At 58.4% G+C, this 12,498-nt stretch carries 12 protein-coding genes, 1 tRNA gene and 1 rRNA gene; all 14 read left to right on the plus strand.

Annotation, left to right across the window (positions count from 1 at the left end):
- Positions 1 to 47 precede the first annotated feature (47 nt).
- The 14 genes from rrf to AB8E48_RS05310 all read left to right on the plus strand — a co-directional run bounded on the left by rrf (position 48) and on the right by AB8E48_RS05310 (position 12,353).
- A 5S ribosomal RNA gene (rrf, locus tag AB8E48_RS05245) occupies positions 48 to 164 on the plus strand.
- A gap of 303 nt (positions 165 to 467) precedes the next feature.
- Positions 468 to 1,211 (plus strand): DUF6891 domain-containing protein, encoded by a 744-nt coding sequence (locus AB8E48_RS05250; RefSeq protein WP_368885988.1) that lies wholly within the window; start codon positions 468 to 470, stop codon positions 1,209 to 1,211.
- A gap of 386 nt (positions 1,212 to 1,597) precedes the next feature.
- Positions 1,598 to 2,476, plus strand: a complete 879-nt coding sequence (locus AB8E48_RS05255; protein WP_368885989.1) for a DsbA family protein — start codon at positions 1,598 to 1,600, stop codon at positions 2,474 to 2,476.
- 285 nt (positions 2,477 to 2,761) lie between these two features.
- Positions 2,762 to 2,835 (plus strand) — tRNA-Thr (locus AB8E48_RS05260).
- Between the two features lie 127 nt (positions 2,836 to 2,962).
- Positions 2,963 to 5,146: an acyltransferase family protein gene (locus AB8E48_RS05265; protein WP_368885990.1), complete on the plus strand. Its 2,184-nt coding sequence runs from the start codon at positions 2,963 to 2,965 to the stop codon at positions 5,144 to 5,146.
- 139 nt (positions 5,147 to 5,285) lie between these two features.
- Positions 5,286 to 6,116 (plus strand): ABC transporter ATP-binding protein, encoded by an 831-nt coding sequence (locus tag AB8E48_RS05270; RefSeq protein ID WP_303980540.1) that lies wholly within the window; start codon positions 5,286 to 5,288, stop codon positions 6,114 to 6,116.
- A gap of 158 nt (positions 6,117 to 6,274) precedes the next feature.
- Positions 6,275 to 7,087: an SGNH/GDSL hydrolase family protein gene (locus AB8E48_RS05275; protein WP_368885991.1), complete on the plus strand. Its 813-nt coding sequence runs from the start codon at positions 6,275 to 6,277 to the stop codon at positions 7,085 to 7,087.
- An 821-nt stretch (positions 7,088 to 7,908) separates the two neighbouring features.
- On the plus strand, positions 7,909 to 8,145 hold the full coding sequence (rpmB, locus tag AB8E48_RS05280; protein WP_004005966.1) for a 50S ribosomal protein L28: 237 nt from the start codon (positions 7,909 to 7,911) through the stop codon (positions 8,143 to 8,145).
- A gap of 3 nt (positions 8,146 to 8,148) precedes the next feature.
- Positions 8,149 to 8,319 carry a 50S ribosomal protein L33 gene (gene rpmG / locus AB8E48_RS05285; RefSeq protein ID WP_004005967.1) on the plus strand — a complete coding sequence of 57 codons (171 nt, stop codon included), beginning with the start codon at positions 8,149 to 8,151 and terminating at the stop codon, positions 8,317 to 8,319.
- A gap of 2 nt (positions 8,320 to 8,321) precedes the next feature.
- Positions 8,322 to 8,627, plus strand: coding sequence for a 30S ribosomal protein S14 (rpsN, locus tag AB8E48_RS05290; protein ID WP_005506731.1), 306 nt, complete (start codon positions 8,322 to 8,324; stop codon positions 8,625 to 8,627).
- Between the two features lie 92 nt (positions 8,628 to 8,719).
- Entirely contained in the window at positions 8,720 to 9,007 is a 288-nt protein-coding gene (locus tag AB8E48_RS05295; protein WP_005506733.1) for an HU family DNA-binding protein, read from the plus strand.
- A 502-nt stretch (positions 9,008 to 9,509) separates the two neighbouring features.
- Complete coding sequence (locus tag AB8E48_RS05300; protein WP_368885992.1) at positions 9,510 to 10,349, plus strand: hypothetical protein; 840 nt, start codon at positions 9,510 to 9,512, stop codon at positions 10,347 to 10,349.
- Between the two features lie 219 nt (positions 10,350 to 10,568).
- Positions 10,569 to 11,288, plus strand: a complete 720-nt coding sequence (locus AB8E48_RS05305) for a hypothetical protein (RefSeq protein WP_368885993.1) — start codon at positions 10,569 to 10,571, stop codon at positions 11,286 to 11,288.
- A 312-nt stretch (positions 11,289 to 11,600) separates the two neighbouring features.
- Positions 11,601 to 12,353, plus strand: coding sequence for a preprotein translocase subunit SecD (locus AB8E48_RS05310; RefSeq protein ID WP_368885994.1), 753 nt, complete (start codon positions 11,601 to 11,603; stop codon positions 12,351 to 12,353).
- Positions 12,354 to 12,498 lie beyond the last annotated feature (145 nt).

Here is a 12,498-nt window from a genome sequence, read left to right on the forward strand (position 1 = left end):
AACCCTGGGCTTCCTTTGGGAGGTTGAGGCTTTTTATTCGGAAGATTTTCCGTGGTTATAGCAAGAGGGAAACGCCTGGTTCCATTCCGAACCCAGAAGCTAAGACTCTTTGCGCCGATGGTACTGCACTTTTGTGGGTGTGGGAGAGTAGGTCACCGCGGGTTTTTTATTCAAGAGGGGAAGACCTTATAGGTCTTCCCCTCTTTTTGTGTACCCAAAAACTCCTCGAGCGAAAGCCCCTAACTCAGTAGAGGTGTAGAGACGCAGCAGAGAAGCAAGGGGAACGTGGCTGCAGAGCCAGTCCGACAGCGTGCCAGCCTACTGCAGAGGTCACGAGATGGGGAGTTCACAGATCCGCCTGAATGACGAACTAGAGAGCGCAGTAGAGGAACTCTTGGTACCTTAACAACAAGAGCAATCCACATCTCTGCCCCCAACGAGTAGAGAACACACAAAGGAGCATCATCATGGCCGATGAGAAGAGCATCTACGAACGCTGGAGCGAAGAACGCCTCGACCCGCCCTTCCCCAAAGAATGGGGGCTGGATGAAGAAGACGAAGCCGAGTTGCTCTGGCCCATCTGGCCCCTGCTGTTCATGGGTGAATCTGATACTGAGCAGTACGTAGAAACGATCACCGATTATGTGATGGACGTACTCGGTCTGGAATACGATGGGGAGAACGAAGACAGCAAGCTCTGGGAAAAGCGCGTAGAGGACTACGTGGAAGAGCTCATCAAGCGTCGTCGTGCCTTTGCTGCTGAGCTGGGCATTACCCCCGAAATGCAGAAGAACTCTAACCTCAACCGTGCCTTCGCAGCCCTGGAAGAAGAAGGAGTTATCGCACGACAGAACTTCACCTGCTGCGGTACCTGCGCCTCCGCAGAAATCTGGGATGAGATCGACGATAGCCGTGAATGGAAGGGATACATCTACTTCCACCAGCAAGACACCGAAAGCCTCGCTGAGAGCGGCGGCACCTACGTTGGGTTCGGTTCCTTCCTCGCCTACCCCAGGGACGAAAATGAATGGAATGCGCTGAGCGATGCACAGAAGGAAGAAATCAGTGCCCGTCACAAGAAGCTCTCCGTAGAACTCATGAAGGATACGATTATTCCTGTACTGGAGAAGCACGGCCTGAACGTGGAGTGGAAGGGGAACTTCGACACCCGCCCGTTCATTGGGGGAGTGGAAATCTACAACATTCCCTAGCAGCTGGTGAGCTGAACCGGATGGGAGCCTAGCGGCATACCTAGTGGGGGAGGAGCGCCTCCCAATGCTACAGAAGTTTACGAGGAAAATAAGCTGAGAGCGTGAGAATCGACATCACAGCATCTCAGCCAGGGTATTAACTAGCCGATAAGGCACCCATTCGGTAGGCTAGACGGGTAGCGCGGTACATCCACGAGATAGACCCCACGACAGAGCGTGAGTAGAGCCAGCCTTCACGGTGGCACCTGCTCGACATGACTTTCAGCTCTTTCAAACGGCAGGAAGCTAGACCTCTGGAGCTATACCCTGACGGGTGCTTACTCTATAAGGGGTAGGCTAGAACAGTGGATGAACCGCCACCCATATTCCCAACCAAAGGAGCAGGCATGTCGACCGACGCCCGCGAAAAAGCCCGCCAGATCGCGGCCCAGCAGGCCAAGAAGAGCCCCAGCCAGGCAAGCCGCCGCTGGCTCCAGCTCGGCGTACTCGCCGTGGTCCTCGTTATCGTAGGTATCATCGGTTTCGTCGTAATCAACGGCAACAAGAACACCAAGGTAGCAGAAAGCGGCCCCGTGCCCGCCAGCGCCAACGAATACGGTGGCATTGTGCTGACCAAGGACGGAATCGTCAAAAACTCCTCCACCCAGGAGACCCGCGACTTCAAGCAGCTCGCAACCTCGACCTCCTCCGTGACCCCCATGGTCAACGGAACCGCAGCAGCCGTCAACACCCTGCCCCCGGGCGTGCAGACCGCTGAAGAGGCATCCAAGAACGGCCAGCCCGTTCGCGTGACCATCTTCCAGGACTACAACTGCGTGCACTGTGCAGAGTTTGAGAAGAAGTACGGTGAGGAAATCCAGAAGCTCGTCGAAGACGGCACCATCACCCTGGAAATCCGTAACCTGACCTTCCTGGACCGTTCCTCGCCCACCGCATACTCCGCACGTAACGCGGCAGCAGCATACTCCGTGGCAAACCAGGTCAGCACCAGCGACTTCCTGAACTACCAGCGTGAGATCTTCACTCACCAGGGTAGCGGCGACATGAACAACCAGCAGATCGCTGACATCGCCTCGAAGTACCACGCCTCCATTGGCTCCGATATGAACGAAGGCAAGTGGCGCCCCTTCGTGGACGTGGTCAACGCTGAATCCGCAAAGAACGGTATTAAGGGTACCCCCACCGTCTTCGTTGATGGTGACCAGTACACCAGCAACGATTTCAGCGCCTTCCTGAAGAGCAAGATCGAAGCTAAGAAGAAGTAACCTCTTCGATACGATAAACCCGGTAACCTCCGCGCGAGGCTACCGGGTTTTTCTGTATGTATCCGAAGCTCTAAAGAACGAGTAAAGGAACGTGAGGGGCAGGAAGAAGACTCGGCAAAGTGCTGGACAAGGTGCCCGGGAGCCTCTGTAGCCGAGGTATTCGGAAGGGAGAAAGCGAAGGAAACGAACGCATCAAACCGGCATAATCCAGAAGCATTCTCAAGCAAACCGCCAAAGAACAACTAAGCAGATTCAACCACCAGAATAAGGTACACTGGACAAGTTGCCTCCTTAGCTCAGTTGGCCAGAGCATCTGTCTTGTAAACAGAGGGTCACCGGTTCGAATCCGGTAGGGGGCTCAGAAAAATCCTGGTTCGCACCAGCCTCATAGCAGAGGTGCGAATCAGGATTTTATTGTAGCGAGTGTCCTCGAGTGTCTAAGGGACCCGCACCAACACATCGTCTACCCGCCCTGAGGAACCAAGTATGTCTGAAACCTCCGGAACCCCGCAGGCCACCCGTACCGCGGCGCTGCGCACCGTCAAAGCACGCGAAACCAGCGACTACCCCCTCGAAGAATTCATCGAATCACGAGGCTTCCGCCCCGAAATCCAGGGCCTGCGCGCCTTCGCCGTGCTCCTCGTGGTGCTCTACCACGTCTGGTTCGGTAAGGTCTCCGGCGGCGTGGACGTCTTCCTCTTCATCTCCGCCTTCCTGCTCTCGCTCTCCTTCATGCGCAAGATCAACGAAGGTAAACCCCTCAAACTTTTCAACTACTGGCTGCACGTCTTCCAGCGACTGCTACCCGTAGCCACGGTGGTCATTGCGGGTACCACGATTGCATCCTTCTTCGTGCTCGCGCCCAGCCGCTGGTCCCAAACCGTCACCGACGCGACCAGCTCCCTGTTCTACTTCCAGAACTGGAACCTCGCGTTCAGCTCCGTGGACTACTACGCCCAAAACGCCTCCGTGAAGTCGCCCTTCCAGCACTTCTGGTCGCTCTCCATCCAGGGACAGATCTTCATCATCTGGCCCCTGCTCTTTGCTGCAGTAGCCTACGTCGTGCACCGATTCCGCGGGAACCTCTTCACCACCGCGGTATTCATCTTCAACACGGTGTTCGTTGCATCCCTGACCTTCTCCATCGTCGAAACCGACACCAACCAGGGATTCGCCTACTTCGACACCCGCACCCGCCTCTGGGAGTTCGCCATCGGCACCCTGCTGGCGATGCTCACCCTCAAATGGAAGGCGCCCGAAAAGGCGCGAGTCGTCATGGGCTGGGTCGGCATCATCGGCCTGGTCACCTGCGGTGCAATCCTGCCCGTCGAACGAGCCTTCCCCGGCTACCTGGCGCTCTGGCCCGTGCTCTCCGGCGCGCTCGTCATCATGGCAGGCCGCACCAACAGTCGCTGGGGCATCGACCGACTGCTGGTCTCCGCACCCCTGCAGAGCCTCGGTAACATCTCCTACGCCCTGTACCTGGTGCACTGGCCCATCCTCATTCTCTACAGCAGCGCCGTCGGCACCTCCCGCGTGAACGTCATCGAAGGCACCATCATCATCCTTGCCTCCATCGGCCTGGCATGGCTACTCATCCGCTTCGTGGAAAAGCCGCTGCGTTACCGCAAGGATCCCTTCGTACCCTGGCTCATGATGAAGATGCGCTTCAAGACCGTCTTCTCCGTCAAGACCTGGGCAGACCAGCTCGCCTTCATCCTCGCAATCTTCCTGGTCGCCGGCGTACCCCTGACCGCCGCACAGATCTGGATCGGCTACCGCAACGCCCAGTCCGAGCAGAACGCCGAACTGAAGGTACAGACCGTCAGCGAAAACTACCCCGGCGCCCGCGCAATCGGCGGCGCCCAGCAGGGACTCATCGACAACCCCATCCCCTCCGGTGGCGACGTCAAAGCTCAGTTCGACGGACTGAGCGACCCCTGCACCGGCGGCTTCGCGCCCTCCGACCCGGCACTCGCCAAGTACTGCAACGTGCAGAAGTACGGCCCCGAAGACGCACCGCTGACCATGGTCATCGGTAACTCCCACGCCGAACAGGCGCTGAGCATCTTCAAGCCCATCGCTGAACAGACCAAGACCAACCTGCAGACCTACCTGCTCGGTGGCTGCCAGTACCCGGTCCGCGCCGTCAACGCCAGCAACGAATGCTCGGAATTCAACACCAAGATGACCGAGGAAATTCTCAAGCGTAAGCCGCAGACCGTGGTGCTCATCGCCACCGTTGCCCAGGCACGATCGAACGACGAACGAGTCGACCCGAGCCTGGATGAGACGGTCCGCCGTCTCACCGAGGCAGGAATCCAGGTTATCGGCCTGCGCGATAACCCGCGCTTCGAGTACAACATCTACGAATGCGCTCAGAAGGCCGGCGCCGACAAGAGCTCCTGCGCACGACCCGCAAGCGATAAGTACGCCGCCGAGAACCCCGCAAAGGAAGTCTTCGACAAGTACCGCAACCAGGGCGCCGTCATGGTGGACCTGAAGGACGTGTACTGCCCGGACGGCATGTGCAGCCCCGTGGTTGGAAACATCTACGTCTACATCGATGACAACCACGTCTCCAAGACCTACAGCCGCACCATGGCTCAGGAAGTCTTCCAGCGTGCAGCGGAAGGCGGCTGGCTCGTCAACGGAAAAGTGAACTTCTAAAGTTCACCAATACAGTGGATCCCCCGAACTGTTCTACAGAAGTGTGAACAGAACGGGGGATCCGCTATTTTCTGACCCAAAATTAGGATAGGCTAAGTTATGAGGCTCCGGGAGAAGCCGTAGGAGAAGAAAGGACGCCATGAAAGAAATCACCGAACGCACCCTCAAAGTTGAGAACGTCAGCCTCGGCTACGGCGAAACCACCATCGTCAAAGACCTATCCCTCGAATTCCCCAAGGGCAAAATCACCGCCATTATCGGCCCTAACGGCTGCGGCAAGTCCACCCTGCTACGCGGTGTCTCTCGACTGCTCAAGCCCCTCAACGGCGACTTCACCCTCGACGGTAAGTCAACCCACGAATACTCCATGAAGGGCTTCGCCCGCATGGTCGGGCTTATGCCCCAGCACCCCATCGCCCCCGAAGGAATTACCGTAGCCGACCTGGTCTCCCGCGGCCGCTACCCCTACCAGGGACTCTTCAAACGCAATAGCGCCGAAGATGACGAGGCGGTTGCTTGGGCTCTCGAAGCCACCGACACCATGTCCCTTGCAGAACGCCAGGTTACCGAGCTCTCCGGCGGCCAACGCCAGCGCGTCTGGATCGCCATGGCGCTCGCCCAGGAAACCGATATCCTACTGCTGGACGAGCCGACCACCTACCTCGACCTGGCACACCAGGTGGAGCTACTCGACCTGCTCTCGGAACTCAACGAACAGCGCGGCACCACCATGATCATGGTGCTACACGAACTGAATCTCGCCGCCCGAGTCGCCGACTATCTCGTCGCGATGAAGGACGGCTCCATCGTTGCCCAAGGCGAAGCACACGAAGTGCTCACTCGCGAGAACCTGCACACTATCTTCGGGCTGAAAGCAGAGGTCGCCGACCCGTTCAACGACGGCAGCGTGGTGGTGGTACCCCACCCGCGTAGCGCGCCCGCAGCTGCCGGTTCAGCTATTGCATCCTAAGAAACCCCTGCTCATATCTGATAAAGAGCCCATAACAGTGGGATACTGGAAAGCAGGACGCACCGAAAGCTAAGCGAAGAAGCCGGTACACCGCGCGGGTGTGCCGGCTTCTTCCACAGAAGGGGCAATCTCTACAGAGGCCCGGAAAGAAGAACACAATGACGACCCCGCTCCTAGACTCCAACGGCAAGCTCAACGGTGAATCAGTACGCTACGTGGCAATCGGTGACTCCTTCACCGAAGGCGTGGGCGACGTTGACCGCCGCCGCCCTAACGGACTGCGCGGCTGGGCAGACCGCGTTGCCGAAGGCCTCGGTGCAGTAGACCCGCAGGCGCAGTACGCAAACCTCGCCATCCGCGGCCGCCTGCTCATTCCCATCCTGGAAGAGCAGCTGCCGGTAGCCTTGGATCTGAAGCCCAACCTCGTCACCTTCTACGGCGGCGGCAACGACATCATGCGACCCAACGTGGATATCGACCAGCTCATGACCCACGTAGACGAAGCCTTCGCCACCCTGCGCGGCGAAGGAATCGAAGTGCTTACCGTAACCGGCCTGGACGTGCAGGGCCAGGGCCCCTTCGCCCGCACCCGCGGTCGCACCGCCACCTACAACGAACTACTGCGTGGCATCGCCGAAGACCACGGCGTGCACATTATCGACTACTGGCGCTGGAATGACTTCCTCGACTGGCGCCTGTGGGCTGACGATCGCCTGCACATGAACGACCTCGGCCACGAACGCTTCGCATCCCGCGTGCTGGCACAGCTCGGCCTGCCCGGTGTGGTCACCGAACCTGTACTGCCCCCGGAGGTGCAGCTGACTGTTCGCGAGAAGGTCGAGCAGGAGGCGCGCTGGGTCCGTGAGTTTGCCCTGCCGTGGATTGGTCGCCGCCTGAAGGGTACGAGCTCCGGTGACGGTGTGAGCCCCAAGTACCCGCAGTGGGTTCCCGCGGCAAGCCTTAAGAACTAGGTTCATGGAGGTTCACGGTACGGCGTAGAACTGTATGCCGGGGGAGTGCCTTGTGCTGTATCCGCGCCGTATCTGTACTGTATTTGTGCCCGCCTCTACGCCGTAACGGGAACGGTAAATCCGCCGTTACTCGTACCGTTGCGAACCCATAAACTGCCCTTTAAAACCGGGGCGGAAGCGTTAAAACGAGAGTTAAATGCTCTTTAAACGCGTGTTTAAACCTGTTTAACAGCCCTGCGCACACCGCAAGAGTCGGTGGCGCGGGGCTGTTTACGGCTTAAATCCGGCTTAAGCTGTTAATCTCACAACATGAATTTCACCGGTGTAATTTATCCCCGGTCACATAGAGAACAACCGTTCTTAAAATGGCGCATTAACGCCTGACTAGGGGCGTTAAAGAATTCCTTAAAAACACCTGGACTTGCAAAAACACCCATTTTTGGTAGAATGGATAGGTATGTTTGCCGTTCGAAGGCAGGCGTGCATCCGCGAATCAAGCACTTCGCTTAAACGAGGCGCAATCGGCTCAGAACACCGAGATTCCGCGGATTTTTAAGGCAAAATCCGGCGTGCAGGCTTGCACGAACCCCCGTATTTACCTAGAATTTAACGCTGTTCGTAGTGGTGGAAACGCCTCTCGACACTAATAAGCTTCACCGTTTTTCCCGCGGCGGGGATCGATGCGTGGCCTCTCACCCACGTGACGATCTCAAACACTCTAGCCCGGCGAATAACCCGGTGCTTCTACATTGGTGGCGGGACGCTCACGAGTAACATCGACTGCGTACCGTCATAAAAGTCAATCAATAAAGGAGTGAAACATGGCAGCAGTCTGCCAGGTGACCGGAGCTGTTCCCGGCTTTGGACACAGCATTTCGCACTCGCATCGCCGTAACAAGCGTCGATTCGATCCGAACGTTCAGAAGAAGACCTACTGGGTTCCTTCGCTGCGTCGTAAGGTAACCCTGAACGTGTCCGCTAAGGGCATCAAGGTTATCGATGCTCGTGGCATCGATGCCGTTGTTGCAGAAATCATCGCACGCGGGGAGAAGATCTAGTAAATGGCATCCAAGGCTAAGGACCTCCGTCCTATCATCAAGCTCAAGTCCACTGCTGGCACCGGTTACACCTACGTGACCCGTAAGAACCGCCGCAACAACCCCGACCGCATGGTGCTGAAGAAGTACGACCCCGTCGTCCGCAAGCACGTTGACTTCCGAGAGGAGCGCTAAGAATGGCTAAGAAGTCCAAGATCGCTCGCAACGAGCAGCGCAAGGTCATCGTCGCTCGCTACAACGAGAAGCGTATCGCGCTGAAGAAGACCCTGATCGACGAGAACGCTACCCCCGAGGAGCGCGAAGCAGCACGCGTGGCACTGCAGAAGCTGCCCCGCAACGCTTCCCCTGTTCGCGTGCGTAACCGCGACCAGATCGACGGCCGTCCCCGCGGTACCTTCCAGAAGTTCGGTATCTCCCGCGTGCGCTTCCGCGAGATGGCACACCGTGGCGAGCTGCCCGGTATCACCAAGTCCAGCTGGTAAATCTGGTATTTTAGTTCCTAAACGGTTTTCCGTCGTCATCGACGGTCACTCGCTTTAGACTCAAACCTTAAGTCTCTGGAAGGGGCACCCTAATGGCTAAGAACCGTACCGAACTCGTTGCAGAGGTTGCAGAGAAGTCTGGCAAGAGCCAGGCAACCGTGAATGCAGTCCTCGACGCAGTGTTCCAGGTTTTCGAGTCTTCCGTCTCCAAGGGCGAGAAGATTACCATCCCCGGTTGGATGGCAATCGAGCGCACCGACCGTGCAGCTCGTACCGGCCGTAACCCGCAGACCGGCGAAACTATCCAGATTCCCGCCGGTCACGGCGTGAAGCTGACCGCAGGCTCCAAGCTGAAGGCAGCAGTCGCTAAGAAGAAGTAATTCTTGAGACTTTGAATCTGCTAAAGACCCCCACCCTCACGGTGGGGGTCTTTTGTTATGCCAATTTGTTGTGTCTAAAGACAGGGGGAGAGGCGGAACGGAAGGAAATGAAAGGAATATTAGGGGCGTGAGGAGCGGGTATTTAAGACCCTAACCCTATACTCGAGCCATAAAACACAGAAAGTAGCTCGGTTTCACAGGGGAAGCTATGATGGGCTACAGAAAAAATAAAGAAAATTTATACATTTGAGCAGAAAGCTATGCATGAGCTGAGCGAGAAATCGCGATTATCAAACCCCGCTGGGAAAAATACTTATACATTGCCGATCGGACACAGCTTAAACACAGCAAACTAAAGCTCAATCTTAGACTCACACCCTAAGCTGGAATCACCGGCGAAGGAAAAGCCACACACCATACACGGCGGCCCCACCCAACCGGAAAATCAACCATACAAACCCCGGACGATTGACCCTCCGGGATGCACAAGGAGAACCACCTCATGGCACGCCCCGCTCAGCATACTTCCGAACAGGCCACCAACCGTCGCTTCCGCACCGGCGCGGCAGCACTGTCCCTGGCAGCAATCGCAGCACTCGGCCTGAGCGCCTGCGGTGCACAGAACACCTCCAACCCGGCACCCACCGCAACCGCGACCGCCAAGGCATCCTCCACCGCCGACGCAGCAGTCAACGCGGGCAACGGCAAGGTCACCGTCAAGGCAAGCGACGCAGCCTCCCCGAGCGCCACCGCAAGCAGCTCCCAGGGCACCGTCACAGTCACCGAAAACGGCGTGACCGTCAGCGGTGCCGATGGTACCGGGGTCACCGCAGACGCCAACGGTAATGTGACCGTCAACGGCGCGAACGGAACCGGCGTGACCGCAGACGCTACCGGCAACGCAACCGTCAACGGCGGCTCTGCATCGAACAACTCCGGTTCCTCCTCAAAGGTCGACGAGAAGGCCGGCGAAACCTCCGCCAAGAGCGGCTCGAACGGCTCCGGCACCGTGACCGTCGACAGCGGAACCGTCAGCGCAGCCAACGGCTATACCCTCATCGAAATCAAGACCGACGGCGGCTGGTCCTACCACGCCCCCAACGGCGACATCATCGAGGTACGAGCTGACGGCTCCTGGGAGCGCGTTGGCGATGGAGGGGGCGTTGAGGTTGATGCTGACGGCTCCTGGGAGCAGACCGGCGAGAACGGCGTGATCGAGGTAGAAGCCAACGGCACCTGGGAACAGACCGGCGGCAAAGGCGCGGTTAAGGTACCCAGCGTCCCCCTCAAGCCTGCCGGTGCTACCGTGGACCCCGTCAAGCCCGTCACTCCCCGTAACTAACTGATGTGACCAGCCGACAAACCGGGCAGAAACGTGGGATATCCCACCCGCTAGAATGCGGATAAACGCCCGCCGGCTCGGATAAAAGCCCCCAAACTCGATAGAATTAACGCGGTTGGTTACACCGATAATCGTTATGGAATTCCACAAGGATCCTGCGCACGACGCGAATACGTCGTCAACTAGCCGCACCATACTCAACAACCACAAGGAGAAACAATGGCATTCGCCCCCGCAATGAAGAAGACCACCGCGGTCCTGTCCATCGCTTTCGCAGGCGCACTGGGCCTGAGCGCATGTGGCTCCCAGTCCGCTAACACCACCACCGCGACTGCATCCGCATCCGCATCTGCTTCTGCGACTGCTTCCGCAAGCGCATCGGCTAAGGCGTCCTCTGCAGCTGCAACCACCTCGGCTGCATCTGCTTCCGCTACTGCAGACGTGAAGGTTGACAAGGACGGCAACGTCACCGTCAAGGCTAACGACGGCGAAGGCAACTCCGCAGACGTCAAGGTCGGCGCAGATGGCAAGGCATCCGTAGACGCTAAGGACTCCGAGGGTAACTCCTCCAAGGTAGAGTCCGACGAGAAGGGCACCAAGGCTGAGTCCAAGGACTCTGAGGGTAACTCCTCCTCCACTGTTGAGGGCGACGTCATTGTCTCTGAGGACGGCGGCTGGACCATTCAGGGTGACGAAGGTCAGGTAGCTGTACAGGCTGACGGCTCCTGGAGCCGCCAGGACTCAAACGGCCAGGTTGCAGTCAAGGCTGACGGCTCTTGGACCATCCAGTCTAACAGCGGCCTGCAGGCATCCGTGGACGCATCCGGCGAGGTAACCTCCATCGTTGGCGGCGAGAAGGCAGACCTGAAGGCTCCGAAGGTTCCCGCAAAGCCCGCACAGGCTAAGGTCAACCCCGTCAAGCCCGCACAGCCCAAGTAAGCTGTAACGAGCTGACAACGGCCGCTAACGCTCCCCGAGCGTGGCTGCCCGTCTGACTTATAAAGACGCCCCGTGTGCATCCGAACGTGATGCGTGCGGGGCGTTTTTGCGTCTTCAAACTATGCTGAGAAGACCTAAGAGGAAGACCCGTAAGAGTAGCAGGGGAGGGGCCCGCCAGCGGCGCGGTAGTCCAGGAAGCTCTCAGGTCGCGGTGCTAGCATGATGGCGTACACCGGGGCGTACCCGGTGTACTTCAACCACACTACGCACTGCGCCGTCGCAGAGCGGCGCATACAGAAAAGAGAAACTACAGTGAAGAAGTCTATTGCTGTTCTGTCCTTGACCATTGCCGGTGCCCTCGGCCTCGCAGCCTGCGGCGGCAACTCCGGCACCAACTCCAACTCCTCCGCATCGGCAAGCGCATCTGCTTCTGCAACCGCTTCCGCAACTGCCTCGGCACCCGCTAGCACCTCCGCAGCGGCAACCAGCGAAAGCAGCACCTCCGCAGCAGCTGAAACCACCAAGGCAGAAACCAAGACCACCCAGGGCACCATCAGCGCACCCAGCGGCATGCCCAGCGAAGCCGCTGAAGCGCTCCAGAAGGGTCAGGAAGCCGCCCAGCAGGGAGCCTCCGCAGGCTACACCGCCAGCAAGAAAGCCCTGGGCCAGCTCAAGGAGCAGTCCGGTGTGAAGAAGGTGCAGACCAGCGACGGCACCGTCTACTACACCAATGAACTTGCCGCATTCGAAGCCAAGGACGGCGCTATCGTCAGCATCCAGAATAACGGTGTGTGGACCAGCATCGACTCCAACGGTACAACCATCGTCGTGAAAGAGGACGGCTCCTGGATTAAGACCAACCCCAAGGACAACCTCTACACCGTCGTCAATGCAGACGGCACCGCATCCGTGCTGAACACCAAGACCTTCGAGCAGGCGACCGACGTCTCCACCATCGAGACCCCGAAGGCACCTGGCCGTATCGACGGTTTCAGCGGCACCGCTAAGACCCCGGTCAAGCCCACCAAGATTGGTGACCTCTCCGAGGTCGCAGGCGCTAAGTAAACCTAGCTCCTGCCCCCGGGCAGAACAGCCAGAACAGCCCGCCAGATAGGGCAACCAACGCCCCGCGCGCATCCGAACGTGATGCGTGCGGGGCGCTTCTGCGCACTAATCGCGGCACTGCAGCTTTACGAAGCTAGGAAGTACT

The sequence above is a fragment of the Rothia mucilaginosa genome (genome assembly GCF_964211445.1).
In the GTDB taxonomy this organism is placed as follows: domain Bacteria; phylum Actinomycetota; class Actinomycetes; order Actinomycetales; family Micrococcaceae; genus Rothia; species Rothia mucilaginosa_E.